Raw genomic sequence first — 25,331 nt, 5'->3', positions numbered from 1 at the left:
ACTGTACAAAAACACAGGTACTGACGTAATATTAAGCGGTCAGTCGTTTATGTTAGGTTATTTTATGCGTGTACTTTGTCCAGAATGTTCAGCAAAAGCCCGTATCCAAAAAACGAATAGAATTTCATCATCCTATTCCGATCTTTACTGCTCTTGCAGTGACCCAGAATGCGGGCATACGTTTGTAATGAATTTGAGTTTTGCTCATAGCCTAAGCCCATCAGCAAAAACGACTTCTCAAATTGCATTTGACTTGGTGAAAGCTCTGCCACCAGAAAAGAGACAAGAACTTAAACACCAATTGAATATGCTGTAATTCTTAACGCTAGAACGTCTATCTGAACAGACTATTCACCTACCGTTAGTAGCTCAACAATCATGTCATAACCTGATTTAGGTAATGGTGTTGATTCCGTCAGGTACCTATAGATTAAGGTTGGGTGCACTATTCCTCTTTCTTGTCCTAAAAATAATTTATGCATACGCGAAATTTTCTCTGGGTCTACTGCTGATATCCTTGTGTCAAAAGGAGAAAAGAGCATTCTTAAGTACGCGATATCGTCTGATGAGGCCATTTCCATGTTGTTCCCCCTAAAATCCTTATAGTTTGAAAGCTGGACTATCAGCTTCATCCGCCAATTCGATAATACTCATCATCGCTTTTATCTTGTCCGCATCTAACTGTCCTTTGGTGTCTGAAATCACCAAACTCATCAGGTAAACACCCACCGATGCACGGTTTTCCACGGGTGTACTAAGCGCGACACCATCGATGATCAGTTCTAAAGCTTGTAAAAAAATATCTTTTTGTTTTAATGGCATACCTAGCCCCTCCAAATATACCTGTACATATATACAGTATTTTAATGGGTTTTTATACAGGTGTTTTTCAAATTGGTATGACGATCAAATCAAGTTTATCCTTCCTCAGCAGAACTTAGGCGCAAGCCCTACCTTCCGTATATTCATATTGAATATTCCGCCAATATAAAACCTCATCTTCATCAGGCTCTTCCCTTAGCGGGCCCGCTTCGATCACGGCCTTCCAGTAGGCGCGTTTATCCTGGAATCGGATAAACTCATGGTGATAGTTTTCATCTGCCCATTCCTTTAGATCTGATAAATCGATATCTTTGCATTCCATCGACCAACCACGAGCCCCAGCTGCCCACATTAAAAAATCGTCGAGCTTTTTCTCGGCTTCTTCCCCATCGAACGAAACTGAAAAACGGTTTTTGGTAGACGCATGAACACCGCGAGATTTCATGGTTTCCTTGGCTTTGATAGCCGACTTTTCTAATCGAATGATTTTCTGGTATAGCTTGTTTGTGTACTCCTCCGGTTTGCCCGATTTCTTAGCGATATTGTGATCTTTTTTGAGAATGGATTTCTTATAATGCATCTTGGCTATCTGCCGTTCTATCGGCCTTTTCCATTGCTCTAACTTGTAGCCAAGTTCTTTGATAACCGCCGTTATATTTCCGACTTCGAACGACGCCAGTGTTTCCCACTCTGGGGCGCGTGAACACTGAGCAATATTGTATCGATTGCCCCTTATCAAACCCTGATCTGCATTTTCACCCTTCGTGGCATAACCCAACGCTTTGATTAAGTAAGAACTGGCCGCTTTGGGTTCTCGAATGCGTTCAATATGGGCCATACCATGACCCCAAATTCCTTCAAGCCGTTTTGCCCAGGCTTTAAACAAATGAGGTTCAACTGTCCATTTCAATAAAATATGAACATGCGGGTTAGGTTCTCCATCTTGATTCGGCGGACACTCCGCCACCCAAATACTATGGAAATCGGCTTTGTCCCGCGTTGGCCCAAACTCAGAAGGTTTGGTGTTATGGCCATCTACCTTTTCATCACCCGCTTTCCATCCACGGTGGTACATTTTTTTACAGCCATCTAAAAAACGACCGACTTCTTTGCCTATAGTTGTTTCATTGGTTTTGGTCCGTTTAAACTCAGTTTCTGGCTTTTGGGAAAGCAAACAAAAATCGCCTGCGATTGCACCCGATGCATTCATAAGTTTGGGCATTCTTTTTCGAATAGGCAGCGTGGTATAAGGACCAGCAATATCTCTCACCACTCCACCCATATTTCGTTCGTATTCTAGTGGCGTAAATGCTTTGTAATTTTTTAGTTCACACAGAAAATCATCTTTTAAAAAGAACTCTTCGTAGTAGTTTTCGAATTCACTAAACGATTCCTTGTAGCCACCAAATAATTTTTTGCGCTGCTCCTGGTCGAACGTGAGTGTGATGAATGTGGTAAAGCCTTCATGGCAGGTTGATACATAGGCGCCAGATTCAAAAATTTTAGAAACGGCTCTCGCCTTAAGGCTGTCGGTATATCGTTCACCTTCAATAGGTGGCGGCGGGCTACTTGATGGAATTTGAGTGACAACTTGAGCTCGATACTGCCCAGACCAATCTTTTTTTTGCAATTGAAGCGACACAGGTGAAATTATTGGCTCAATTTTATAGGTTCGCTCTTCAAGACTGCGATAGATGCCCGCCTTATTTCGCTCGCAGCTTGCGTAGATTGAATCAAAGTTGTCGTGCGCTTCATGGCTAGCAAGAATGGTCTGAACGTGCTGACACACGGGTTTAGAGACGAAATAGCGCCTATAGAAATCGAAGTTATCAATGTAATATCGGCCTGTCGGACTTTTGCGCCCTTGGACAAGCCTAGGCCTTCCCTCGCGTTGCTCGGCTTTTTTGGCATGGTGTGCGCGGTAGTAATCGGTCTCTTTTTCAATTTCGACAATGTGTTTGTCCTTTCGGCCAAGCACGCGATCATAAATTGGGATTTTCTTAACAACACCGGAATCCAAAAGTTGTTGTTCTTGGTCGGTGTAGATTTTGGAACCTAAAAAACCAGCATGAGAGCTGGCGATGTTTTTTCTGATTTTGTCGTGGGGCATTACGGCCCCAGCGACATAAAGTATCTGTTTTTCTTGCACTACACTTCCTCTAACTCCTGCGTAGTCACCACCATATAACCACCCTTGCCTTTCCCTCGGCTAATGACACCATTGTGTAAATGGTCACATTGCAGGTTGAGGCAAGCGTGGGCAATCGCTTCGTTCTCCGATTCAAAATTACCCACTTCTTCGGTTAATGCTTCCATCGTTTCTTCATCTCGAACGATACCGCCCATTGGGCAAAGAGAAACCGCCGCGAACATCATGCTGCGTCCTCCACTGTCTGATGGTTTTCTTTCGCGAGGCAGATAAAATTTATCAGCTTGTCTTCCGCGATAAGTAACTCATCAAGTGGGTTTTCTCCGGCTAAATCCACCTCTTGCTTGTAAAGCATTTCGCTGCTGTTTTTCTCATAGGCATAAATCAGAACTTGATGGTCCATTGGTGAATAGCGGCAATAAATAAAGATGAGTTCACGGTTGGTAATCGACATCTCGATAAGTGTGTTGAATATGGCTAGTATTTTGTCCATGGTTTTTCTCCTACACATTGCGGTTAAGACCAACGAACACTTATTCGTTCGGCCTGTTTTTTTAACTTTTTAATTTGATCAGCAATACGAACCTGTTCGCCCGTTTCAACGGCATATTTCCCCCGCACACGCAGTGCTTCACCTTCTTCTCGCAATGGCTGCAATTGCTTGTTTTTAAGTTGTTCACGAATCTTGGCTAAGTTCTCTAAACCCCGATTTTTTTGATCTTGATTTAGCGAATAACACGGCAAGTCTGGGCAAGGCATGTGCGCGGGGTTGGTTGGCTCGTGCATCACCGGCGTTCTGCCGGGAAATAAAGGAATGACGTTGGCTACTGACATAATTAACTCCTAAGCAAGTCCGGGAATGGGTGAACCATTGACCAGAAAGTCTGTGCCCATTTGCATTAATGGTTGTAGGCCCGTGGTTCGGCTTTCTAGGTCGGATATAAGCAAAACCAAATTACCCAAGGCGGCTTGCGCTTTGGAAAGGGTTTTGCGTTTTTGGCTTCGGGGAACACTGTTGGTGTGGCCCATGGCCAATGCATCGCGTGATAAGTCACCGGCATAAACTGAGTTCTTCAAAAACCGTTCTAACAGGTTAAGGCTGTCTTTACCTTCTGGGACGGGAACGGTTATCACGCCCATGTCGGCCATCAGCGTATTCAAGATAGTAAAGTCGCCCGATTCTTTGCACAGCAACGCCAAATCAATTGGGTCTAGCTTATGCGGCTGTTCTGGGTTTAGTTTATTGCGAAGCATGGTTCCGCTTTTAATCCCTACCCTGCCCGCTAGCTTTTCCATGTTGTGGTTGATGGCGAAATCACAACATGCAGCGTCGTAGCCTCGCTGTTTGACGTCACGTAATTCGCACATGGCGATATGCTGTTCCATAAACGACAATCCTAAAAAAAGACGAACGGAAAGATGGAGTAGAGAAAAAGGGACCAACCGATCATTTCAATTAGTAAGGTCCAAAGCTCTCTTTTGGGATTTGAGCGATTCATGGGCTAACCCATTTGCTCTAGAGCTTCGCGGGTTGCGAGCTCTGTCATTGCAACCACATTTACTAATGGCGTTTCTCTTGGTAACTCTTTCTTTTTAATGATGAGTTTACCTTTACTTGCCCAGTCGGCGATGGTTCGAGGAGTCATACCACTGAAACGAGCGTACTCGTCGAATGTCATAAATGGAGCAGGAATTACTAACTGAAATGAGAGCATGGTGGTATCCTAATTAACTGATTGTAAACATATGGTTGGCAGAGTAGTGGCTCAGAACAACCGTTGACGAAACAGATAATAGATCGCCAAACGGATTTTTACAATACCTAATAACGATCTAGATCTAACTTTTGGATTTTAAAGATGCCAAATAATACTATCCCTGCATTTGATTATCTGAGTGGCGTAGATTTCACTGAGAATCTCAAACAACTGACGAAGTGCAAAACTCTTTTGGAGATGTCAGAGCTTCTTGAAATGCCAAAGGCAACTTTTAGCACTTGGAACACCCACAACAGAACGTCACATGAATTGATGGTTCGCCTGCATTTGGCCTCGGGTATCCCGATTGAAGAACTGGCATTAAAGCCAGAACAATGGCACCTTGCCGCCGAAAAAAAGACGCCTACCCTGCCGAGCATTGAACCTGAATCTTCTACTGCGAATGAGCAGCTAAAAACAATCATTCTTAAAAGCTTTTGCCTGACAAATGGTGAGATGTTACCGACAGGTGAGATACCTTACCCAAGCCGCAGAATTAGAGGCTTTAAGTTGGAGAACGCGGATTTAGTTGAGATAGAGACTAATGAAGGTATTTCGCTAATTGATAGAAACCAAACCGACCCTGTAAGTGGTAATTACCTTATCCGCATCGATGGCCGATACTCCATTAACCAAATTCAGAGATTGCCTGGCAAGTTGGCCATAAGCTTTGATGGTTCGACTATCGAGGTTGTTGATGGGGATATTGAGGTTGTTGGGAAGGTTGTTGTTGGGATGAGGGTTGGGTGATATGGCAAAACACGACCCTCATTTTGAAGCTTATAAAATCGCTATAGCGACTCGTAATTTTGAAATAGATTTATATTGGAAACGCTCATTGTTTTTCTGGGGGTTTATTGCGACTGCTGGATTAGGATATGGCGCATTAATGTCGGCAGACACCCCTAGACCTAACCTTGCTATTGTTGTTGCTTGTTTTGGACTTATCTGTTCACTTTGCTGGAGTCTTGTTAACCGAGGAAGTAAATACTGGCAAGAACATTGGGAATCCATGGTTACTGAGCTTGAAGTTAAAGCTAACGTCGGTGAACTTTTTAGAGCTAAAGATACGTTGCAACATAAAACGTGTTGGTTAAATTCACGTAAGTTCTCTGTAAGTAAAACAGCTATCGCACTTAGTGATTTCACTATTTTTGTTTGGATCGGTTTGATACTAAATTATTTGCTAGCATTTATGGGCGACATCGAATATTTAGGCTCAAACGAAAAATTAATTATTGCAGTGGCTCTTACTGGAATATATGCGATTATATTATTACTCACTTGTAAATCATCTTCATGGAAGTCTTTTACAACTAAATCATAAATCGTTTTATCATGAATAACCCTAGTTACAAGTTTTTATGCGTTCATTCACATATCTGATCTTTTTCTCTGAAAATTTTGTTTTATCTATTTATATCAATACATTAATCACTATTATGTACGCTTAAAATAAAAAATACATTTATAATACTCTAGCTAGGTTCACAATGATTATTGATAAAGCTCATATTGAAAGATTTCGCGGTTTTCGTGATGTACGCTTTTCTCTTGGCGAACAAATAACGTTAATTGCAGGTCAAAACGGAACTCAAAAAAGTACGCTATTAGGAATACTCAGCCAAACTTTTACAATACCATCAAAAGAACATTTATTTTCAGATGAGGTTCCTCTTACCGGAGGGTCTTTTCGTTCTGCATTTCAAGACAAATTTCGTTTATCACCTAATTTGGATATTTCCGGTGAACATGAATGGACTCTTTACTTTAAAGACAGAGATTTACACCCGGATCTAAATGAAAATGGAGCGTTTACTATTGAAAGCATTCCAAGAAAATTAAAGGGACAAGATTCAATACGCTTTTGGCAAAAAGGTAAAAGAGATGCTGGAAGTGGTTATATACAGCTTCCTGTAATATATCTCAGTTTAAAACGACTGATCCCAATAGCTGAAGCAGGTAGAATAAAAAGTAAAAACACAGAACTATCAGTAGAAGAAAACATTTGGTTCTCTGAGTATTATAACAAAATCTTGATAAGTGCAGATGATATTGCATCTGTAGACTACTTGGAAAGTACCAATAAAAACACCTTAGGTGTAACTACTGACCATTATGATTGGCACTCAAATTCAGCAGGTCAAGATAACCTTAGTAAGATATTATTAGCTATTATCTCATTCAAACGATTAAAGAAAAAATACCCTGAGAATTATTCAGGTGGAATCTTAGCAATTGATGAAATCGACGCGACTTTATACCCAGGTTCACAAATAAAACTTTTTGAGCTTCTTAGTAAATTATGTAAAGAGGCTAGCGTCCAATTAATAGCCACTACTCATTCACTTCAATTACTTGAAAAATTATCTATATTAAAAAAGGAAAGAGGTCGAGATAAGCACTTTAACACTGTATACCTTAAAAAATTGGATGGTTTCGTTACTGTGGAAGAATCCCCAGATTACGAACGAATATTAAGCAATCTAAATGTATCGTTAGGAATTATTGTTAAACCTAAGAAAATATCTGTTTATACCGAAGACCCTGAATGTATTCATTTTACAAAAGCTCTATTAGGGAGGAAATTTCCAAACTTGGAATTCTCTGATATAAAACTAGGATGTGACAACTATGTTCAATTGGCTCAAAGAAAAGTCCCTAGCTTTATGTTCCCTAACTCCATTGTCATATTGGATGGAGATACAAGAGCAAAAGTAGATAAAAGTAAGCTAAAAAATTATATATGTTTACCTGGTAATTTAAATCCTGAGAGTATGGTGGCAAACTTTTTGGAGTCATTGCTCGATGCAGACTTATTTTGGACAAAAGTTCACGATGATTATTCCAAAAGACTTTGTTTCAAAGATTTCACTGTTCAAGAAATAAATACAGACCGGAAGAAAGCGAAGGAATGGTATAATCAACAACTACAAAGTAAAGTTTGGGGACTACAAGGATGCCATTTATATAGATATTTTCTAGAAAAAAACCCTCAAGACAAACTAAAATTTCTTGATAAATTTGAAAATATATATAATAAAACCATTGAAAAAAACAATGCCCGCTAAGGGCATTTTTGATTTACATATTAGCTTGTTTTGCGAGCAACTTTAACTCAGCAAACGTTATATCTGGCTTAAATTGAACTCGCTTAATATTAGGGTTATGAATAATAACTTCTGAACCCTTTCGCTTAACCTGTGCAGTATATGTTAGACCAAATGATTGTGGTTTGAATTCAGAATAGATTCCAATTATTTCAGGGGTGTCGTCATAGGTAACAATCCAGGGGGACTGAATTCGTTTTACACTTTCATAAAGCCTAAAATGATCATCGTGTTCAAAGAAGTTCTGATATAAACCCTTACCTTTGACATAGTAAGGAGGATCTATATTGATTAGACATTTTCCTTCAATATCTGGCAAATACTCATCTAAAAAATCAGCTGCGTCTACCTTAGTCAAAACAATATCGTCTCGCCTTTTAGCAATCGCTCTGATTTTATTGATTAAGTTACCTTTTTGATATCGACAGTCCAACAAGTAGTTCCCGTTTTGTTTTAATCCACCAATGACACCCGCTTTTATGATTCCTGAACGGTTTGTTCGATTTAAAAAGAAGGTGGAAAAACCTAGACTCAATATGTTTGGTCGCTCTTGAGATTGTACCAATTTTTGTTTATGCCACTCATCAATAGTTACAGGTGTGGATTCTATTAGCTCGCAAAGCTCATCTGTTTTATTGAGAACGGAGTACCAAAACGCATGTATGGACGGATTTAGGTCGTTAATATATACCTTGCTTACGTGTCCCTCTAAGAGTAAATACCAAGCTATAGCACACCCACCTGCAAATGGCTCTACATATGTCCCTCCTTCAAGCTCATTGAGCTTCAACGTTTCCAAAACATATGCTGTAAGTTTAGACTTGCCACCTGGATACCTTAGCGGTGAATAGAACATTACCTTTCCTTCAAATCAATCAGGACTTTTAACAGGGGCGTAAGCATATCCCAAAATCCATTAATAAATCTATGATCAATTTTATGAGTTTCATGACCATGAACAAAGCTATTTAATGTATCTAGACTATGTTCATTCTGAGGTTGTAGCAATTTAGCTATTACTTTTTTCGCCTGACCATCTTGAATATGTTCGTTCTTAAGGTAAGTTAGACGTTGCAACAAGACAGTATGATTGTAATCTTTCTTATACGTTTTAGCCAAATTCCCTTCTAGCCCTGTTTTTTTGATATAGCTATCAACTGATAAATCAAGAATAACACGAAGAGTAGCTGCAGAGACATTAGTATATAGATATACCGGTACCCTTTTCATTTCTCTAAACAAAGCATTAAGTTTGTGACTTTTTACCTTGATTGTAGATCCCAAAGGAATAACTCTTCTTCTGTTATTAGTGTTCAGCGGAACTCTGTCAGGTTGGGGCTCTTCAACTTTTTCACCTTGCCCAAGTTCGCTCTGGTTACTCTCGTTTTTTTCGCCATTTCCTTCACCAGATGAACTTGTTTCTTCTGTACTTTTTCCAGACGAGAAAGGAATTGCGACGCAATCTTCCAAAAACTCTACTTCAGGCAATGCTTGTAATATTTTTATATTATGGCTTGGTATAGAACGAGTGTTAACCACAAACTGTAAATCATTGGGGACTATGTTAAACATAAACTTCAAAAAATGCGCATAAGCATGCAAGAAACTAGACTCAATAGATTTAATTTTTACTTGAGTTTCATGAAACTCTATACCCCACGCTTGCCTGACATCCTCACTACCAAACCAGCGTTCAAGAACGGTCATTGATATACGTCTACTATAGATTAATTCTTTTTCCTCTGGAGTCATCAACTGCAATACTTCTTTTCTAGTTGCATGGTCTCTAAACTGTACATATCGCAGTGCAGTCAATACATCAGAACGAGTAAAGTTCGTAGTTTCAACAACTAAGTCCACATTTTCATTATAATCATCATATAAACTTTGAATGAATCTTTGCTGCTGTAGACGTTGCCATCTGAACTGTGATGAACCAGATGAGTGTCTCTCCAATACATACCAGATGGTGTCTTCTTTTGAAGGAGCTATCGCAACAGGAATTTTTTCGATAGTATTTCGGTCTATCATTGATGCTTGTTGAAGCATAAATTTCCTAATTTCTTTAGGAGCTTTATGTGGTGATCTCAACAACTTCAATGCTAATACGCGACGGTTTCCCTCTGCTATTATGTATCGACTGTCAGATTCATCTTTCCAAACAACAATAGGATCAAACGTCTTAAAACCATCACTTACTATCGATTTAACAAGGTCTTGAAAGTGCTTCTTTTCTGTAGACTCAGTTAAAATTTCATCCGCAAAATCTGCAACTTTAATTCTCAAGTGGCTTTCAGCCCCATCGAAGCGTGGGTTATCTTTCCATAATTTTAAATAATCAACGGATCTTGGTGAACGTTTGTTCCACCAGATATCATTAGCACTAGCCATACTGCAATCACACCCATTAATATTAATACTGAGGCATAATGTAATCGCTATCGCTATGATTGTTAAGAATAAATATCTCGTTATTCGATGAGAGAAACAAATTTCTTTGTTCATTATAAATTTACGACGCATTTATACTGTTCATACATACAGTTTTACCTGTTAACACTCTATACCCATCAGTAACCTAAGGGACAGCATCAAAACACCATGGTTGAGGAGTAAACCGAAATGCCGCAAGTTTCTTCACCTTATCCAGCTTTGATATCAATTGAATGAGGAAGTATTCACTCTGGTAAATCAACCAGGCTCAGAATGATAAATGCTTGAAAAATACAAACGATAGTTGCTTGGACTATATGTATTTAGTCTGAGTTGTATACACTGATTAATCAATAATTTACAAAATTGACTAATTATCTATATCGCAAACTCAATATCAAACATTGTTAAACATCTCAAAACATTTTACTGTTTATTAATACAGTACTTTTGAGAGGTACCATGTCCATCAGAAACCTAAAAGACAACACCAAAAAGCCTTGGATCTGCGAATGCTACCCCATAGGGCGCAACGGTAAGCGTGTGCGTAAGAAATTTGCGACGAAAGGCGAAGCGGCGGCGTTTGAATTGTTCACTATGAAAGGTATTAACGATAAACCATGGTTAGGGGATAAACCGGATAGCCGCAGGTTACTTCACCTTATCGAACTGTGGTACCAGCTGCATGGTAAGAATACTCGTTCTGGTAAACGGGCAATGCGTAGAATGGAAATTGTCTGTGAGGAACTCAATAACCCTATTGCAAGCCATATCAATGAAAGGATGTTCGCTCACTACCGCGCTAATCGAACCTACAAAGGCAGCAGTACGTTAAGAAAAGATAACCATGAAGCAATTGCGCTGTCTACGCATAACCATGATCTCATTTGGTTAAAAACCATGTTCAATGAACTCATTCGGCTTAAGGAATGGAAACAGCCTAACCCACTTGCCGATATTCGCAAATTTAAAATAAGTGAAACAGAAATTGTTTATCTCAAACTGGAAGAGATTGAGCGTCTCTTACATTACGTTTTAAAAAGTGAGAAGGGTGAAGAACTGCGACTGGTGTTTATGGTTTGCTTGGCAACGGGCGCAAGAATTCGAGAGGTTCTTAACCTTAAGGGCTCTCAGGTATCAAAGTGTCGAATTACCTTTGTAGAAACCAAGGGCAAAAAAAATAGAACCATTCCTATCTCAGACACGCTCTATAACGACATTAGAAAAGAAGATCCGGGCAAGATTTTTAGTTGCAGCTATAGCCTGACTCACAAATGGTTCTCTCTTGCCCTACCAAACTTGCCTAAAGGACAAGGTACCCACACATTACGTCATACTTTCGCCAGTCATTTTATGATGAATGGCGGCAACATCATTGTGTTAAAAAACATCCTTGGCCATACCGAAATTAGCATGACCATGCGCTATGCTCACTTCGCGCCGAATCACCTTGAAGATGCCGTTATCTACAACCCACTTAACCAAATTAGACTATAAAAAAGTGGCGACAAAGTGGCGACAGAGAATGTAAAACAGCGTAAAAAGGCGCATTTGAGCGTATTTTTACCTGTTTATCCTTACAGCATTTCCTTCGCAATCAAATGAAGCAAATACGTCTCGCGCTCAATGCTCATGCCCTTCTTGGGGTTTTTAGCTATGGTTTCTTCGTTGTGTGCAATGGCCTCGTGGATGTTAATCCAGATAGGCACCATGCCATTATTTACTTCATGTGCTTCTAAGGCCGTTTCACCTAGCTCACGATCAATTTTACAGGTGTAGCAGTACGATATCTGATGCATTATATCGGCATCGTCTTTATACCAAGGGCGAAACTCTTCATAAATGCCATACGGCTTAATTTTATGAATGTTCTGGGCGCCAGTCTCTTCCTGCAACTCACGAACCATACCAGAGATGACATCTTCACCTTCGTCTAAACCACCACCAGGTATTGTATAGTCGTGGTATCGCTCGGTATAAAGCATGAGGATATTTTCGCCATCAAGCACAATCGCTCTAGCCGCTGCACGTTTAAATATCGTTTTATTATCTAGGTGATCAATATCAGGGTGAATTTGCGTTTGAATGTGTCTCATAGAAGTGTCTGTTAAATCTGGATTTATGTGATAATGGCGCATGTTAACATACTCAATTATCCTTTTTATATGGCTCTGCACCGCCATAAACTTATTCACACCCGCATATTTTCGAATTTTTACTTTATCCAGACCGTTTTTTGTAAAATTAACCTACACTTACAGGAAAATTAATACTAAGTTAATAGTCTAAAGTCTGTTGGAGAAAGTGAATGAATAAATTAAATTGGCTGGTTGGGTTGGGTGCAATGGCAGTATTGGCTGGTTGCGCGGGTTCAAGTGAGCCAGATGAATACGATGTCGAGAGTTATGAATCTATCTCAAACCCCGCTTCAGTCTATTGTGTACAGCAAAAAGGTGAGCTTCAGGCTTTCAATGAAAACGACCAACGTGTGATGTACTGCGTCCTCTCTGAAGAAGAAAAATATGAGCAGTGGGAATACTACAAAGAAAACCACAATAAAGAAAAAGACAAGATGTAATATCAAGGCCACGCATTCGCGTGGCTTTTTCGTTCTGCATGGTCAGGAATCGAGCGAGCGTGTTATACCAATTCGGCGATAGACTCAATACAGATTGCATCATGTCGCCAATACTCTATGTCACAATCGACAAGCCGACCTAAGGTGTCATAGTTGATACGCTCAACGAACATGGCTGGCGTACCAGACGTTGCTCTGAGCATCTGAGCCACATAGCCGGTAAGAGATGTTGAGCTAATTTTGTATCGTGTCTTTTGATAAACCACACCGTACTTCTTGTTATATATCTCGGTTAGAGATGGCAAGAAATCACACGACAAAAGCTGTGGAAAAAACGCTGATTTTATCACTTTCTTTGTGTAGGCAATGGGGCGCCCTTCCAAATAGCGGACACGTTCTAAGCAATACACATCAGTAAATGGCGGCAGCTCAAGCAATAAACAGGCTTGCTTCGTTGCCAGCATGCTGGTTGCTGACAATACCTCTGTTGAGGGAGTTCGCTGCTGCAATGTCGCCATCTCATGGAAGCTTAGCTTCCGCATGGGATCATAAAGAAGCGGTTCCGGTGAGATAAACCACCCTCTCCTGTCCTCGCGATATATCTTTCCTTCGGCCTCTAGCGATGACAACGCTTCACGAAGTGTTACCCGAGTCGTATTGAACAGTTCTGCAAACTTTCTTTCTGCTGGAAGTTTCTGCCTAGGTGTTAACATCCCTGAATCAATCTGCTCAACAATGGCTTCTTTTATTTTTACGTACTGCACTTCACGTCCCTTTACATCGCGTAGACCATCATCAAGAAATACTACCTCAGAAGTCATGGTCAATGCATAAAAATAACCAATACTTACTTCTTTGGGTCTATTTTTCGGTCATTTCATGGTCAATATCGACCCCTCGCTTTGATAATCTCTGTGAAAGTTCTACACTAAACGGGTAAACGATTAAAACTGTACTATCAACGTGTTAAACCTATTAATCGAAATACAGAATATTTGTATTTCGTCTATATTCAATTTTTAAATCCGTTAGAAAGGAATTTTATAGATGAAGCCTTCTACCACTGCCGCTCTATTAGCAGCGGCATTATCGTTTCAAGCGAATGCATCAGAATGTGGAACTGTCACCATCGCTGACATGAATTGGAACTCTGCCAGTCTTATGGCACACATCGACCAATTCATCCTTAACACTGGCTTCAATTGTGAAGCAGAACTGATACCAGGAGATAGCTTACCCACAGGGACATCAATGATAGAAAAAGGTAAACCCGATGTTGCGCCCGAGTTATGGACAAACAGTATTAAAGACGCGCTTGACCAAGGCGTCAAAAACAAACGACTTCGCTATGCGGGCAAGTCATTGTCCGACGGTGGTGAGGAAGGATTTTGGGTTCCTGGTTATTTGGTAGAACAGTACCCAGAGATGAATACTATCGAGGGCGTCATAAAGCATGCTGGTTTATTTGAGCACCCAGAAAGTGACGAAAAACATGCCTTCTATAGCTGCCCTGCGGGGTGGACATGTCAGATAACCGCCGAACATCTATTCAATGCCCTAAAGCTAGAAGACCATCAGTTTGAAATTATCGATCCGGGATCAGGTGCGGCCTTGTCGGGTACTATTGCCAAAGCTTACGAGCGTAAAAAGCCGTGGTTCGGTTATTACTGGTCGCCTACACCGGTTCTAGGTAAATATGACATGGTGAAAGTCGATTTTGGAAGTGGTGTCGATGTAGAGGAGTACGTAAATTGTACGACTCAGGCTGAATGTGATTCGCCTAAGGTAACCATGTACCCACCTTCCCCTGTCCATACAATAACCACAGAAAGCTTTGCGATAAGAGCGCCAGAAGCCTATCAGTATTTTGCAAATCGTGGATTCACCAACAAAGTCATGAGCCAATTATTGGCATGGATGGAAGACAACCAAGCGGATTCAGAGGAAGCGATGCAATACTTCTTGGAAACATATCCTGAGATATGGCAAAAGTGGGTTTCAAAAGACGTGGCTGAAAAAATCACAAAAGCCATGTAATCTAAGCATAGGCAAATAAGGATAATAAGGGTTGTACATAAGCACCGTTATTATCCTTATTATTTAGTACATCGTATTGCCATTGAGATTTTCATTAGGGATCTGTTGAATAGAATCCCAGTGCTCGACAATCTTACCGTTTGTGTCAAATCGGAAGAAGTCCATCGTCACGTACTCATCATGATCGGGCCAAACTTGATGCGTATGAAGCGCGACCAGTTCACCTTCCGCGACAGCACGTACAAATGTGATCTCTTTCTCGGGATACTCATCTTGCATTTGAGTAAAATATTCAATGAACGCTTCCTTGCCATTTCCAACTAGCGGGTTGTGTTGGATATACTCAGCTCCAACATATTTTTCTACGGCTTTCCTAGGTTCACCTAAATAAGCCATCCTATAAAAATTAACCGCATTCTCTTTATTAATCTCTATACTCATATTCGCTAGCCTTTAAATTTATTATCCGTAAATTATAATTCATAAACACTACTCTTTAATATAACGTTTTATAATAAAAACATCAGGGCTTCAACAGACCAAGTATTGGACACATCAATACGTTTAAACCAACGCGGTACCGACACAACTATTGCTCTTTAAGTGAAAGCATCACTTAACTTATCATCGAGCAGTAACATTGAAATTAGAAGTAAAAAAACGACTCAAATGAGTCGCTTTTTTATTTACCATAGACTATTTTTTACAACTCAATTAAGTCAATTTGTGATCAGTTGCTTTTTGGATTGGTGTCATTAGATTGGTTCGTTAACTTGAATAACTAACTTACCAAAATTCTTACCCTCAAGCAGACCAATGAAAGCTTCTGGTGCTTTATCTAGCCCTACAACGAGTTGCTCTTTATATTTTATCTTTCCATCTTTTAGCCATGTCGCCATATCAGCCGCGAACTCATTATATCGATGGCCGTAATCGTCAAAAATAATAAAACCCTGCATCTTGATTCGCTTAATGAGCAACGTCCCCATAAGCATAGACATACGATCTGGGCCATCTGGTAGAGCCGTCGCGTTATACTGTGAAATGAGGCCACACAACGGAATACGAGCAGCCGTATTGAGTAAAGGCATAACTGCATCAAAAACCTTCCCGCCTACATTTTCAAAATAGACATCGATACCTTTGTCACACGCCTTCGCCAACTGTTGTTGGAAATCCTCAGATTTATGGTCGATACACTCGTCAAAACCGAGCACCTCTTTGGCGTATCGGCACTTCTCTTCTCCGCCAGCAATACCCACCACTTTACATCCCTTAAGTTTACCAATTTGCCCTACTGTCGCCCCAACAGGCCCAGTAGCGGCGGCAACCACTATCGTCTCACCTTCTTTAGGTTCGCCAATGTCAAGCAGGCCCATATACGCCGTAAACCCTGGCATACCCATAATGCCTAGCGCGTAAGATGGCGCTGTCGGCTCTTTGCCTAATTTAAGCAGTTCCTGTCCATTAGACAGTCCGTAGCTTTGCCAACCTGTATATGCCAATACCCATTCACCTACATCAAAGTTGTCATTTTTGCTCTCGGCTACCTGACAAACCGTTGCGCCAACCATGACATCGTTAACCGCGACGGGTTCAGCATATGACTTCGCGTCATTCATTCGGCCCCGCATATATGGGTCCAATGAAAGATAAACGGTGCGTAGTACGACTTCACCTTCCGCTGGTATTGGTTTTGCGACGGACTCTAAGCGAAAATCATTTTCCGTTGGTGCACCAACAGGGCGAGAGGCGAGAACTACTCGAGAATTATTTTGTTGAGCTGACATTATCATTCCTTAACGGTTATTAGGCTGGCTTAAAATTAGACCAGTCGTCTAGTGTTATTATCTAAAAAACCCGCCAGTCGATTGGCGGGGATTGAACAAATTTAAAGAACAATATCTCCAGAGAGAATACGTTCTGATGTATGGAGGGCTTGTTCTAGATTTGATACATCTTTGGTGAGTTTATGCATCAATGCGGCCCCTAACCAAAGATTATAAAGAAATTGCGCCGTATCTACGCTGTGGCCTACTTTTATTGACCCGTCCTGTTCACCCGTTGAAATACAGTTCGCGACCAGTGCCACTATCTGATTCGCTCCCTTCATCAATACCAATCTCATCGGTTCTGACAGATCTGAGATCTCGGCGCTAAGTTTAACGACTAAACACTTGTTCGCACCACAGTCCGCTTGACCTGTACCACCCCACATTTTCCAGTACTGGATGAGATTATCATAGGCCGAATTACTTTCCTGATTGAACAGTGCTTCTAAGCGCTCAAAATAATTTAGAAAGTAATCTTCTATTAGCGCCTCTCCAAACTGTTCTTTCGATTTAAAGTAATGGTAAAAAGAACCTTTCGGAACTTCGGCATGCTTGAGCAGTTGTGCCAACCCAACGTTAGTAAACCCCTTTTCTACAACAAGGTTGTATCCAGTGTTTAAAATGTGTTGTCTGGTATCTTTAGTTTCTGTTTTCATACGCCAACAGTACACCCAATTAGACCAGTCGTCTAGTGGCACCGGAAGAAAACCAGCATCATCGTTATCTTTATCTATTTGATCCGGCGCATCTAACATTTTTTGACGTAGATTAAATGGTAATATAGAACCAATAAACGATTTCTATAGTTTCTTTCTACGGTGAAATTCATGCTCGATAAAATGGCTTTCTTTATCTATGTTGTTCGCACAGGCTCCATTTCCGCTGCCGCTCGCAAAGTCAATATATCGGTCTCGGCGGGGAGTCGTTGGCTGCAAGAACTTGAACAAAGTTTTGGTGTCCCTCTTTACCGACGCAATAATCGCTTACTCAACCCGACACCTGCCGGACAAAAGCTTTTCCGAGAGTTCTCTTCTGTTGTTGATCACGCTGAAACCTTATGTTTACAGATGCAGGATTTCCAACAATGCGATAAAGGCCATATCGATATTGTTTGTACTCCTGTCTACGCTAACCATTACCTGATGGAAAAAATCAATCGATACTTACTTTTAAACCCTGACGTAACATTCAATATAAATATCACCCCGTGGGCACTCGATTTTGCCGCTGACAGTGACCTGTCAATCAGTGCAAACACGGTATATCAAGGTTATCGAGAGAGAGATCTCCACCTTGTGCGCCGAGAATTAATGAAAAGCCCGTTTGTCGTTGTCGCCGCGCCAAACTATCTCGCTCGTCACGCCGCCCCCTCGTTACCTGGGGAGTTAACGACACATCAATGCCTTTTTGCGACCACCTTAACGGGCAGCAATGATTGGGCATTTACTAAAGGGGATGAATGCCAAATCGTTAAGATTCCGACGACATTAGAGGTGAATGATAGCGATCTGCTACTTCAGGCTGCCATTTTGGGTTCCGGCATCGCCTATCTGCCTGATTTTATCGTACAACACGCGATAGACAGTGGCGAACTTGTCGTATTATTAGAAGAGTTTGAAACCAGTATATGGAGCCTCAATATCCACTACCATCCGCCAGCTTCAGCTTCGCCTGTTGCGATCCATTTCAAAGAGTTTTTATTGGCTAAATCTTAATCCGTATAATCACGCCCCTTTCAATCACTATCATATTAGCGTGAAGAGTAAGCGACTATTTCAGAAAGGAGGATTGTTTCCGGCGTTCTAATAAAATGATATCTCGTGTCATCTAGTTACGATTAACCTTGTTTGTGAACACTACAACTCAAATTTGTAGCCGACACTGTAGATCGACTTAATGTAATCACAATTATTATCGATCTCCTGCATTTTCTTCCTTAGGTTCTTAATATGGCTATCTATGGTTCTATCCGTAACTATGCGGCCATCGTCGTAAATATGATTCATCAACTGCTCGCGGCTATATATCCGTCCTTCATTCTTGTACAAAAAATGTAGCAATTTGAATTCTGCTGGGGTTAAGACTAATTCTTGTCCAATCAACAGCACTTTCATAGAGGGAGCATCAATACGTAATTTTTCTTGTTCAGGCGTGTGATGTCCTAACAATTTATCACTTCTTCTCAATACATTTTTAATACGAGCGATCACCTCACGCGGACTGTACGGCTTACAGATATAATCATCTGCACCCAGCTCTAATCCTACCAACCGGTCAATTTCATCAACCTTAGCCGTCGCCATAATCACAGGTATTTGCGAAAAAGTTCTTAACTCTCTAAAAATATCTAAGCCGTCGCGTACTGGCAACATCAAGTCGAGAACAATCAAGCTTGGATGATTTGCTCTTATCCAAGCTATCACGTCACCACCATTGTTGATCTGGAACGAATTCATACCTGAATGGTCAATGTACTCACACAACACGTTCGCTAACGTCGGTTCGTCTTCAACCACCAATATGGTTCTACTATTTCCTATCGTCATTTTTACGCCTTTCGCTTCGGTAATTGAATTTCCATCTTCAGCCCACCCAGTTCAGAATGACTCGCGGTAATTGTTCCGTCATGGGCCTCCACGATATTTTTACATATCGATAAGCCAATTCCAGAGCCACCGCTTGCTCTACTTCTGGATTTGTCTACTCGATAAAGCCTATCAAATAGCCTTGGTAAAGAGTCTTCTGGCACATTTGGATAGCTGTCTTGAAATATTACCTTAATACTCTCTTTCTTTTGAAGTATTGAAATAGATATCGAACCTGGTTGATCAGTATAACGGATGCTGTTCTCCATCAAATTTAAAAATAGTTGTCTAAGGGCTTTTCTATCACCTTGAATTATCGGGTCAATGTCAAGCGAGCGGTGTAACTTAATCACCATATGCTTTTGTTTGAGACGCAACTCATTTTGACTGACTACATCAGCCACAATAGCTGAAATGTCGTTTATATCAGATAACTCAAAATTCACGCCAGAATCTGACAACGACAGTTCGTAAAGGTCATTAACTAATTTACCGAGGATCATGACTTGTTGATGCAAAGAGCCAATATATTGTGGTTCCGGTTTTCTAATACCATCTTGAATGGCCTCAATTTCACTTTGCAACACGGCTATTGGCGTTCTCAACTCATGTGAGATATCAGATAACCACTGCTCTCGATCTGATTTCTGTTTTTTGAGAGCTTGAACAAGCTGATTAAATGCCATAGTTAACTGAGCTAGTTCATCGTTGCCCTTCGACTGTAATTGAAAATCCAAATCACCTTTTTCAATAGCAATAGCCCCTGCCTGCAAGGCTTTCAGAGGTTTTAAGAAATGACGAACTAGATAAAATGCGATAATAAAAGAGAACAAAATTGTAAGAGCGATCACCGAGAAAGTATTTTTACTTTGCTGTTGAAAAAAACTCTCTGCTAGGCTTTCTGAAATACTTTTGCTTTGAAGTATACTTACCCAACCCACCACTTGATCGTCGACGATCACCCCAACTTTCACCTGTTTTACCGTTTCAGAATCGTAGCTTAGGTTTTCAGGTAGGCCTAAGATTGATCGGTTATTCATGTCCAAAAGGTTCGTTCTTACACCTAGCGGGACAAGAACGGTATCCTTTGTAGTGGCTGGATCTGTGTGTCGAGGTGGTCTATCTTGGCGGCGGCCTGGTGGGCCATTACCTTGACCAGCCTGCGGTGGTGGCGCTTCTCCGAATTGATCAAGAATGTCTCCCCATAGATAGGGAGCAGAAACGAGGCGTTGCCAACCAAATGTCGGCGAATAATAGCCTTTTAGCTTGTCAGCGATCAGTTCTATTTTTTCAACTTCTTTGTTATTTAAATAACTCTGTAAGCCATCTTGAAAACTCGAATTTATAAACCAAGTCATTGTTCCAAGCATGACTACACAGACAAGTAGGATAGAAACAAACAATTTAGTAAAGATAGACAATCGCACAAATGCACCACGTATTTATAAAATCTTAGCAAGTATACGGTGGCTGACTATTTTTGCTACGACCGAGTCTGAATCTTCACAATTTCTCCATATTCCTCACCTATTTATTCCTACAAAAAGAATCGCTTCCCCGTTAATTAGGCATACTATAAGATGATGACAATTCAACTCACCGATAACTATGCAAATGAAAATAGTCGCTGTCACTGCCTGTCCAACAGGTATCGCACATACTTATATGGCTGCTGATGTCCTGCAAAAAGAAGCCAATCGACAAAGTATCCCCATCAAAGTAGAAACACAAGGCGCTATGGGTATCGAAAATCAACTGAACGCTATCGATATTGCCAACGCCGATGTCGTACTGATCGCTTCTGATATTGAAATAGAGCAAAGAGCGCGGTTCACTGGCAGTAAAATACATTGCGTCACGATTGAGGAAGTATTGATTGATGCATGCCGAGTGTTGACTCGCTGTAAAGAACTGTAGTTATTCACAATGCGCATAGAACGAAGAATTACTTTTATAATTGGTCTTGAGGGTTTTGCGGCTTGGAAGCTGAATCGATTAAAAACGCTTTCCAGTTATTTTCGCTCGGTCGTTATTTTAAAAAATATTTCTAATGGAAAGAGTGTCAACGCCGAGCATACACTGCAGGTAATCAGTATTGGTAGCCAACAAAATCACCTATGCCAGCTTTGGATAGAGGGTTCAGACGCTGAACTAGCTTGCATGGTGCTGACCGATTTTATAGCGGATCAGTTCGAAATTGTGAATACATCTCATGAAAAAACCGAGGAGTTTAGCTATTCAGTAATAGCAAAACATCCCGCTTTTTCACTACCATTTCCAATCACCTATGGCTTTAAGCAGTTCCAACCCTCTACTTCTATGGAGAAATACGCACTCATATCAAAGATATGTCACATGCTCAATGCAAGGCATGCGCAACCGATATTTGATGCCATGATAAAAAGAGAAGCCATCTCTTCTACGTGCATTGGTCATGGTATAGCCTTGCCGCATATTATGGTTGAAGGCATTGTTCAGCCTTCAATAGCGGTGATTAAGCTATCGACACCTGTCGACTGGTATTCAAAACAAGGTCATGTGAATACGGTCATCGGTATCGTCATCCCTGCTCCTGCCGAAATGCCGGTTATCAAGGCCTGTACTCAGCTTACTCGAAAACTACTTGATGAATCGTTCTGCCAACTTCTGACTTCCACGTCTGAACCCGAGGCGTTGAAAGCTATACTTCTTCACACCATGGCATGGCATGGCAATAAGCATTTATTGGCGTAACATAATAGATGACTGAAATCGAAGTGCCCTCATGAGCTAAGGGCATTTTTCGATCTAAAAGCCTTCTAATACGATTTTTCCCTTCGCTTTTTGCGACTCTAGCAATCCATGAGCCTTAATGATGTTTTTTGCATTGATGGTGCCGAAGTGGTTACCCACTGTGGTTTTAAGTAAGCCTTCATCAATCAACTCAGAAACCTCGTTGAGCAAGTCATGTTGTGCCTGCATATCGTCGGTTTTAAAAAGTGAACGAGTAAACATTAACTCCCAGTGTAATGAAATACTCTTACGTTTTAATGCCAACACATCGAGCGATGCGGGATCATCAATCAAGCCAAACTTACCTTGTGGTGCCAATGATTCGACTATTTCACCATAATGTTGATCGGTGTTATTTAAACTAACCACATAATCGACGTTATCGAATCCTATCTTCTTGAGCTCTTGGCTAAGGGGCTTGCTATGGTCGATGACATGATGCGTGCCAAGTTCCTCTAACCACTCTTTGGTTTCAGGGCGAGAAGCCGTACCAATTATGGTCAAGCCAGTAAGGCGCTTAGCAAGTTGAACCATGATAGAGCCTACACCGCCAGCAGCACCGATAATCATAATCGACTTATCGTTGGTTTTTTTACCCACTTCGACCTCAAGGCGCTCAAACAACATCTCCCATGCGGTAATGGATGTTAATGGCAAAGCTGCTGCATCAGAATATGACAGGCTTTGCGGCATACGGCCGACAATACGTTCATCAACCAACTGAAATTGAGCGTTGCTCCCTGAGCGTGAGATATCACCAGCGTACCAAACCTTGTCCCCTACCTTGAATAACGTCACATCCGGACCCACGGTTTTAACCACGCCTGTCGCATCCCAACCAAGAACTTTCCACTCATCCTTTTCCGCAGACGCGTTATTACGCACCTTCGCGTCAACTGGATTGACGGAGACTGCCTTCACCTCAACAAGAACATCGTGTCCTGTTGCCGTGGGCATTGGTAACTCAATATCTTGCAACGCGTCTGCTTGATCAATAGGTGACGCGTGTTGATAACCGATAGCTTTCATTGTGGCTCCGAACGTTGTAGTGAAAATAGACACTCACTTACGAGTAACTTAAGTAATCCTAGTTTATTTGACATCAAACGTTTGAAAAACTAGAGTCTATTAACATCTATTTCAAAAAAAATTTGAAAATGAAAGCTCTTCATGATTTTAGAATATTTATAGAAGCGGCCAGACTCAACAATCTATCTGAAGCGGCACGAAATATGGACCTGACACCTGCTGCAGTAAGCGCTTGTATCAAAAGACTAGAGGCTGACATTGGCTGCTCTCTGTTTATTCGATCAACACGCAGGCTGAGATTGACTCAACAAGGAGAGTTATTTCTTGCGAGCTGCCAACAGGCTCTCACATTGATTGACGACAGCTATTCACAAATACAGAATGGCCAATCTGAGCTTAGTGGCCTTTTGCAACTCTCTATGCCATCTGACACGGGTCGAAATATAATATTGCCCTGGTTAGATGAGTTCATGCAAAAACACCCCAAAATCACCATGCGCATTCAACTGTCAGATAGTTTCGCCGACCTTTATAGCCAACCTGTCGACGTTGCTTTGAGGTTTGGTCACCCAAAAGACTCTAGTGTGGTTGCGTTACCCATTGCACGAAAGAATTTTCGTATTCTCTGCGCTTCACCTGAGTATATCGACACGTTTGGCGAACCCATTTTACCTCACCAACTTAAGCACCACAATTGCCTCTGTTTTTCTCTGGATGATGCTCTTCATACTCGTTGGCGTCTCATCAAAGATGGGCTGGAGGAGTCAGTTACCGTGTCGGGGAATCTGATGACCAATGATGGTGACGCGGTTCATCGATGGGCGCGAGCAGGAAAAGGCATTGCCTTTAAATCCATCATCGACATTAGTGAGGACTTACAAAGCGGCCATTTAGTTCGTTTGTGTCAGGATTGGCAAGGTTCACCAACGCCACTCAACATGATTTGCGCGGATCGAAAACAACTCAACCCAACCATCCAGGCGCTTCGAGAGCATCTGATCGCCAAATGCAACGGCCTATTTCAGGCATTACATTATTAATGACTAGTGTCTATTGAACTTACCCCATACCTCGGTATTCGCTTGGGGTATGGCCAGTTTTATTTTTGAATACACGAAAAAAGTAATTCACATCTTGAAAGCCACATCGCGTCGCCACCTCTGCTAATCGAAAGTCGTATCGCCGTAGCATGAATTTAGCCCGATCGACTCTAACCCACGTTATGTAATCGGCCAATGTCATATGCCCTTGTTGGCGAAACAATCTAGAAAGGTGATTAGGGGAAATATTGAATCGTTCCGCGATACTGGAGCGAGTAATCGTACGATGAAAGTTCTCTTGAATATAGATACATATCCCCTGATACATATCCTCGCCTCGTTTCTTTTCAGTGTGCGCAGGGTCAGAGATCATGGTCTGCGCATAGCTCATTAACGCCGTAAGAAGGTGTTCATCCATTGGGCTCTTCCTAGGCTCGCGCCCTAACGCGTTTAACGCCTCTAGAATATGGTCTATCGCATGGCCTGTGCGCGTCTGAATGCTGTGTTTCTGTACATCAAAAAAGCCCGTTTCGTTCTTATTTTTGCTGACCAGACTAAACCCAAGTTGGCGACGACCAAACAACAAACTCAGTACTGAACAGTCCGTATCCCAATCGGGTTTATTCCAACAGTTCGGTGGTATGTAAAGAGCATCGCCCGCTAGCACTTTAACGTTGACGATGCCTTGAACAGGGTCTTCGATTTGATTGACATATTCTCCACTTAGCACTAACTCAAGCCTTGGAAAGTTCACCTGATAACTAAACTGTGGAGGCGTCAAATTATCGGTCGCAAACCATATTCGATTGAAGCTTTCACGCTCAGACAGCAGCGTTTCTATTAAACTGTGAAAAACCGCGCTCATAACAACCTCAATGAAATAGTGATCCAGCAAAAACGATTAAAAACGCGACAATTTCGTGAACCTACGCACGTTTCTCTTGCCTTATATCAAGTCACTTTAATCCAGAACTCAATATAAAGAAAGAAAACGTACATTTTATTAACAATAGTATTTATCATATTATTTTTATAAACAATTGATATTAATAAATATATGTCGAATATTTTTCAGTTAAATGAAGATACTTATTTCACGCTCTAGTTCACACTAATTTTAGTCGGTTACAATAATCCAGTAAATGTCTTCCTCGTACACTATCCGAATCGACGGAATTCTACGAAAA

General features: G+C 41.1%; 30 protein-coding genes. 11 read left to right on the top strand and 19 right to left on the bottom strand.

Features of this window, described 5'->3' with window-relative positions:
• The first annotated feature begins 64 nt into the window (after positions 1 to 64).
• A complete protein-coding gene (locus L3V77_RS24205) occupies positions 65 to 316 on the top strand; it encodes an ogr/Delta-like zinc finger family protein (RefSeq protein WP_275137369.1) in 252 nt (83 codons plus the stop codon).
• Positions 317 to 347: 31 nt separating this feature from the next.
• Here L3V77_RS24205 and L3V77_RS24200 read toward each other — a convergent pair whose 3' ends face one another.
• The 8 genes from L3V77_RS24200 to L3V77_RS24165 form a co-directional block, all read right to left on the bottom strand.
• On the bottom strand, positions 348 to 581 hold the full coding sequence (locus tag L3V77_RS24200; RefSeq protein WP_275137368.1) for a hypothetical protein: 234 nt from the start codon (positions 579 to 581) through the stop codon (positions 348 to 350).
• A gap of 19 nt (positions 582 to 600) precedes the next feature.
• Positions 601 to 822, bottom strand: a complete 222-nt coding sequence (locus tag L3V77_RS24195) for a hypothetical protein (protein WP_275137367.1) — start codon at positions 820 to 822, stop codon at positions 601 to 603.
• Between the two features lie 115 nt (positions 823 to 937).
• Positions 938 to 2,971 carry a hypothetical protein gene (locus tag L3V77_RS24190; RefSeq protein ID WP_275137366.1) on the bottom strand — a complete coding sequence of 678 codons (2,034 nt, stop codon included), beginning with the start codon at positions 2,969 to 2,971 and terminating at the stop codon, positions 938 to 940.
• Positions 2,971 to 3,198, bottom strand: a complete 228-nt coding sequence (locus L3V77_RS24185) for a hypothetical protein (RefSeq protein ID WP_275137365.1) — start codon at positions 3,196 to 3,198, stop codon at positions 2,971 to 2,973. The genes L3V77_RS24190 and L3V77_RS24185 overlap by 1 nt, the downstream gene beginning before the upstream one ends.
• Entirely contained in the window at positions 3,195 to 3,464 is a 270-nt protein-coding gene (locus tag L3V77_RS24180) for a hypothetical protein (protein WP_275137364.1), read from the bottom strand. Before L3V77_RS24180 ends, L3V77_RS24185 begins: the two co-directional genes overlap by 4 nt.
• A gap of 23 nt (positions 3,465 to 3,487) precedes the next feature.
• Positions 3,488 to 3,805 carry a hypothetical protein gene (locus tag L3V77_RS24175; RefSeq protein WP_275137363.1) on the bottom strand — a complete coding sequence of 106 codons (318 nt, stop codon included), beginning with the start codon at positions 3,803 to 3,805 and terminating at the stop codon, positions 3,488 to 3,490.
• A gap of 9 nt (positions 3,806 to 3,814) precedes the next feature.
• The gene (locus L3V77_RS24170; protein WP_275137362.1) at positions 3,815 to 4,357 is read right to left on the bottom strand and encodes a phage regulatory CII family protein; all 543 of its coding nucleotides are present in this window, start codon (positions 4,355 to 4,357) and stop codon (positions 3,815 to 3,817) included.
• Positions 4,358 to 4,473: 116 nt separating this feature from the next.
• On the bottom strand, positions 4,474 to 4,686 hold the full coding sequence (locus L3V77_RS24165) for a hypothetical protein (protein WP_275137361.1): 213 nt from the start codon (positions 4,684 to 4,686) through the stop codon (positions 4,474 to 4,476).
• A 144-nt stretch (positions 4,687 to 4,830) separates the two neighbouring features.
• Between L3V77_RS24165 and L3V77_RS24160 the strand changes: the two genes are divergently transcribed.
• From L3V77_RS24160 to L3V77_RS24150, 3 genes are all read left to right on the top strand, one after another.
• Positions 4,831 to 5,478: a phage repressor protein CI gene (locus L3V77_RS24160; protein ID WP_275137360.1), complete on the top strand. Its 648-nt coding sequence runs from the start codon at positions 4,831 to 4,833 to the stop codon at positions 5,476 to 5,478.
• A gap of 1 nt (position 5,479) precedes the next feature.
• A complete protein-coding gene (locus L3V77_RS24155; RefSeq protein ID WP_275137359.1) occupies positions 5,480 to 6,055 on the top strand; it encodes a hypothetical protein in 576 nt (191 codons plus the stop codon).
• A 166-nt stretch (positions 6,056 to 6,221) separates the two neighbouring features.
• A complete protein-coding gene (locus L3V77_RS24150) occupies positions 6,222 to 7,799 on the top strand; it encodes an AAA family ATPase (RefSeq protein ID WP_275137358.1) in 1,578 nt (525 codons plus the stop codon).
• A 13-nt stretch (positions 7,800 to 7,812) separates the two neighbouring features.
• Here L3V77_RS24150 and L3V77_RS24145 read toward each other — a convergent pair whose 3' ends face one another.
• Both L3V77_RS24145 and L3V77_RS24140 read right to left on the bottom strand, forming a co-directional pair.
• On the bottom strand, positions 7,813 to 8,694 hold the full coding sequence (locus L3V77_RS24145) for a DNA adenine methylase (protein ID WP_275137357.1): 882 nt from the start codon (positions 8,692 to 8,694) through the stop codon (positions 7,813 to 7,815).
• Positions 8,694 to 10,229, bottom strand: coding sequence for a ParB/Srx family N-terminal domain-containing protein (locus L3V77_RS24140; protein ID WP_275137356.1), 1,536 nt, complete (start codon positions 10,227 to 10,229; stop codon positions 8,694 to 8,696). The genes L3V77_RS24145 and L3V77_RS24140 overlap by 1 nt, the downstream gene beginning before the upstream one ends.
• 504 nt (positions 10,230 to 10,733) lie before the next feature.
• Between L3V77_RS24140 and L3V77_RS24135 the strand changes: the two genes are divergently transcribed.
• A complete protein-coding gene (locus L3V77_RS24135) occupies positions 10,734 to 11,768 on the top strand; it encodes a tyrosine-type recombinase/integrase (RefSeq protein ID WP_275137355.1) in 1,035 nt (344 codons plus the stop codon).
• A gap of 80 nt (positions 11,769 to 11,848) precedes the next feature.
• On the opposite strand, the gene L3V77_RS24130 is transcribed toward L3V77_RS24135, so the two are convergent.
• Positions 11,849 to 12,367 (bottom strand): NUDIX hydrolase, encoded by a 519-nt coding sequence (locus L3V77_RS24130; RefSeq protein WP_195705269.1) that lies wholly within the window; start codon positions 12,365 to 12,367, stop codon positions 11,849 to 11,851.
• A gap of 212 nt (positions 12,368 to 12,579) precedes the next feature.
• Here L3V77_RS24130 and L3V77_RS24125 point away from each other — a divergent pair, with 212 nt between their 5' ends.
• Entirely contained in the window at positions 12,580 to 12,849 is a 270-nt protein-coding gene (locus L3V77_RS24125; protein WP_275137354.1) for a DUF333 domain-containing protein, read from the top strand.
• A 62-nt stretch (positions 12,850 to 12,911) separates the two neighbouring features.
• Here the strand turns inward: L3V77_RS24125 and phnR are convergent, their stop codons facing one another.
• Positions 12,912 to 13,613 carry a phosphonate utilization transcriptional regulator PhnR gene (phnR, locus tag L3V77_RS24120; protein WP_275138244.1) on the bottom strand — a complete coding sequence of 234 codons (702 nt, stop codon included), beginning with the start codon at positions 13,611 to 13,613 and terminating at the stop codon, positions 12,912 to 12,914.
• A 283-nt stretch (positions 13,614 to 13,896) separates the two neighbouring features.
• Between phnR and L3V77_RS24115 the strand changes: the two genes are divergently transcribed.
• A complete protein-coding gene (locus L3V77_RS24115; protein ID WP_275137353.1) occupies positions 13,897 to 14,886 on the top strand; it encodes an ABC transporter substrate-binding protein in 990 nt (329 codons plus the stop codon).
• A gap of 63 nt (positions 14,887 to 14,949) precedes the next feature.
• Here the strand turns inward: L3V77_RS24115 and L3V77_RS24110 are convergent, their stop codons facing one another.
• The 3 genes from L3V77_RS24110 to L3V77_RS24100 all read right to left on the bottom strand — a co-directional run bounded on the left by L3V77_RS24110 (position 14,950) and on the right by L3V77_RS24100 (position 17,374).
• Positions 14,950 to 15,327: a nuclear transport factor 2 family protein gene (locus L3V77_RS24110; RefSeq protein ID WP_275137352.1), complete on the bottom strand. Its 378-nt coding sequence runs from the start codon at positions 15,325 to 15,327 to the stop codon at positions 14,950 to 14,952.
• 314 nt (positions 15,328 to 15,641) lie between these two features.
• Positions 15,642 to 16,676, bottom strand: a complete 1,035-nt coding sequence (locus L3V77_RS24105; protein ID WP_275137351.1) for an NADP-dependent oxidoreductase — start codon at positions 16,674 to 16,676, stop codon at positions 15,642 to 15,644.
• 101 nt (positions 16,677 to 16,777) lie between these two features.
• Positions 16,778 to 17,374 (bottom strand): TetR/AcrR family transcriptional regulator, encoded by a 597-nt coding sequence (locus tag L3V77_RS24100; RefSeq protein WP_275138243.1) that lies wholly within the window; start codon positions 17,372 to 17,374, stop codon positions 16,778 to 16,780.
• A 171-nt stretch (positions 17,375 to 17,545) separates the two neighbouring features.
• On the opposite strand from L3V77_RS24100, the gene L3V77_RS24095 reads away from it, so the two are divergent.
• Entirely contained in the window at positions 17,546 to 18,433 is an 888-nt protein-coding gene (locus L3V77_RS24095; protein ID WP_275137350.1) for a LysR family transcriptional regulator, read from the top strand.
• A 141-nt stretch (positions 18,434 to 18,574) separates the two neighbouring features.
• Here the strand turns inward: L3V77_RS24095 and L3V77_RS24090 are convergent, their stop codons facing one another.
• The gene (locus L3V77_RS24090; protein ID WP_275137349.1) at positions 18,575 to 19,264 is read right to left on the bottom strand and encodes a response regulator; all 690 of its coding nucleotides are present in this window, start codon (positions 19,262 to 19,264) and stop codon (positions 18,575 to 18,577) included.
• Between the two features lie 2 nt (positions 19,265 to 19,266).
• Complete coding sequence (locus L3V77_RS24085) at positions 19,267 to 20,730, bottom strand: ATP-binding protein (RefSeq protein WP_275137348.1); 1,464 nt, start codon at positions 20,728 to 20,730, stop codon at positions 19,267 to 19,269.
• Between the two features lie 187 nt (positions 20,731 to 20,917).
• Here L3V77_RS24085 and L3V77_RS24080 point away from each other — a divergent pair, with 187 nt between their 5' ends.
• Together L3V77_RS24080 and L3V77_RS24075 are read left to right on the top strand one after the other, a co-directional pair.
• Positions 20,918 to 21,220 carry a fructose PTS transporter subunit IIB gene (locus L3V77_RS24080; RefSeq protein ID WP_275138242.1) on the top strand — a complete coding sequence of 101 codons (303 nt, stop codon included), beginning with the start codon at positions 20,918 to 20,920 and terminating at the stop codon, positions 21,218 to 21,220.
• 9 nt (positions 21,221 to 21,229) lie between these two features.
• On the top strand, positions 21,230 to 22,036 hold the full coding sequence (locus L3V77_RS24075) for a PTS sugar transporter subunit IIA (RefSeq protein WP_275137347.1): 807 nt from the start codon (positions 21,230 to 21,232) through the stop codon (positions 22,034 to 22,036).
• Between the two features lie 54 nt (positions 22,037 to 22,090).
• On the opposite strand, the gene L3V77_RS24070 is transcribed toward L3V77_RS24075, so the two are convergent.
• Positions 22,091 to 23,104 (bottom strand): zinc-binding alcohol dehydrogenase family protein, encoded by a 1,014-nt coding sequence (locus tag L3V77_RS24070; protein ID WP_275137346.1) that lies wholly within the window; start codon positions 23,102 to 23,104, stop codon positions 22,091 to 22,093.
• 128 nt (positions 23,105 to 23,232) lie between these two features.
• Between L3V77_RS24070 and L3V77_RS24065 the strand changes: the two genes are divergently transcribed.
• Positions 23,233 to 24,144 (top strand): LysR family transcriptional regulator, encoded by a 912-nt coding sequence (locus tag L3V77_RS24065; protein WP_275137345.1) that lies wholly within the window; start codon positions 23,233 to 23,235, stop codon positions 24,142 to 24,144.
• Positions 24,145 to 24,163: 19 nt separating this feature from the next.
• Here L3V77_RS24065 and L3V77_RS24060 read toward each other — a convergent pair whose 3' ends face one another.
• Complete coding sequence (locus L3V77_RS24060) at positions 24,164 to 25,009, bottom strand: AraC family transcriptional regulator (protein ID WP_275137344.1); 846 nt, start codon at positions 25,007 to 25,009, stop codon at positions 24,164 to 24,166.
• Positions 25,010 to 25,331 lie beyond the last annotated feature (322 nt).

Source organism: Vibrio sp. DW001 (genome assembly GCF_029016285.1).
In the GTDB taxonomy this organism is placed as follows: domain Bacteria; phylum Pseudomonadota; class Gammaproteobacteria; order Enterobacterales; family Vibrionaceae; genus Vibrio.
Note: the sequence above shows the minus strand (reverse complement) of the source record. Positions and strands in the feature narration are given on the sequence as shown.

Coding starts and splice junctions, on each gene's coding strand:
- L3V77_RS24205 (WP_275137369.1), top strand. CDS start 65: ATGCGTGTACTTTGTCCAGAATGTTCAGCAAAAGCCCGTATCCAAAAA.
- L3V77_RS24200 (WP_275137368.1), bottom strand. CDS start 581: ATGGAAATGGCCTCATCAGACGATATCGCGTACTTAAGAATGCTCTTT.
- L3V77_RS24195 (WP_275137367.1), bottom strand. CDS start 822: ATGCCATTAAAACAAAAAGATATTTTTTTACAAGCTTTAGAACTGATC.
- L3V77_RS24185 (WP_275137365.1), bottom strand. CDS start 3,198: ATGATGTTCGCGGCGGTTTCTCTTTGCCCAATGGGCGGTATCGTTCGA.
- L3V77_RS24180 (WP_275137364.1), bottom strand. CDS start 3,464: ATGGACAAAATACTAGCCATATTCAACACACTTATCGAGATGTCGATT.
- L3V77_RS24175 (WP_275137363.1), bottom strand. CDS start 3,805: ATGTCAGTAGCCAACGTCATTCCTTTATTTCCCGGCAGAACGCCGGTG.
- L3V77_RS24170 (WP_275137362.1), bottom strand. CDS start 4,357: ATGGAACAGCATATCGCCATGTGCGAATTACGTGACGTCAAACAGCGA.
- L3V77_RS24165 (WP_275137361.1), bottom strand. CDS start 4,686: ATGCTCTCATTTCAGTTAGTAATTCCTGCTCCATTTATGACATTCGAC.
- L3V77_RS24160 (WP_275137360.1), top strand. CDS start 4,831: ATGCCAAATAATACTATCCCTGCATTTGATTATCTGAGTGGCGTAGAT.
- L3V77_RS24155 (WP_275137359.1), top strand. CDS start 5,480: ATGGCAAAACACGACCCTCATTTTGAAGCTTATAAAATCGCTATAGCG.
- L3V77_RS24150 (WP_275137358.1), top strand. CDS start 6,222: ATGATTATTGATAAAGCTCATATTGAAAGATTTCGCGGTTTTCGTGAT.
- L3V77_RS24145 (WP_275137357.1), bottom strand. CDS start 8,694: ATGTTCTATTCACCGCTAAGGTATCCAGGTGGCAAGTCTAAACTTACA.
- L3V77_RS24140 (WP_275137356.1), bottom strand. CDS start 10,229: ATGGCTAGTGCTAATGATATCTGGTGGAACAAACGTTCACCAAGATCC.
- L3V77_RS24135 (WP_275137355.1), top strand. CDS start 10,734: ATGTCCATCAGAAACCTAAAAGACAACACCAAAAAGCCTTGGATCTGC.
- L3V77_RS24130 (WP_195705269.1), bottom strand. CDS start 12,367: ATGAGACACATTCAAACGCAAATTCACCCTGATATTGATCACCTAGAT.
- L3V77_RS24125 (WP_275137354.1), top strand. CDS start 12,580: ATGAATAAATTAAATTGGCTGGTTGGGTTGGGTGCAATGGCAGTATTG.
- L3V77_RS24115 (WP_275137353.1), top strand. CDS start 13,897: ATGAAGCCTTCTACCACTGCCGCTCTATTAGCAGCGGCATTATCGTTT.
- L3V77_RS24110 (WP_275137352.1), bottom strand. CDS start 15,327: ATGAGTATAGAGATTAATAAAGAGAATGCGGTTAATTTTTATAGGATG.
- L3V77_RS24105 (WP_275137351.1), bottom strand. CDS start 16,676: ATGTCAGCTCAACAAAATAATTCTCGAGTAGTTCTCGCCTCTCGCCCT.
- L3V77_RS24100 (WP_275138243.1), bottom strand. CDS start 17,374: ATGAAAACAGAAACTAAAGATACCAGACAACACATTTTAAACACTGGA.
- L3V77_RS24095 (WP_275137350.1), top strand. CDS start 17,546: ATGCTCGATAAAATGGCTTTCTTTATCTATGTTGTTCGCACAGGCTCC.
- L3V77_RS24090 (WP_275137349.1), bottom strand. CDS start 19,264: ATGACGATAGGAAATAGTAGAACCATATTGGTGGTTGAAGACGAACCG.
- L3V77_RS24080 (WP_275138242.1), top strand. CDS start 20,918: ATGAAAATAGTCGCTGTCACTGCCTGTCCAACAGGTATCGCACATACT.
- L3V77_RS24075 (WP_275137347.1), top strand. CDS start 21,230: ATGCGCATAGAACGAAGAATTACTTTTATAATTGGTCTTGAGGGTTTT.
- L3V77_RS24070 (WP_275137346.1), bottom strand. CDS start 23,104: ATGAAAGCTATCGGTTATCAACACGCGTCACCTATTGATCAAGCAGAC.
- L3V77_RS24065 (WP_275137345.1), top strand. CDS start 23,233: ATGAAAGCTCTTCATGATTTTAGAATATTTATAGAAGCGGCCAGACTC.
- L3V77_RS24060 (WP_275137344.1), bottom strand. CDS start 25,009: ATGAGCGCGGTTTTTCACAGTTTAATAGAAACGCTGCTGTCTGAGCGT.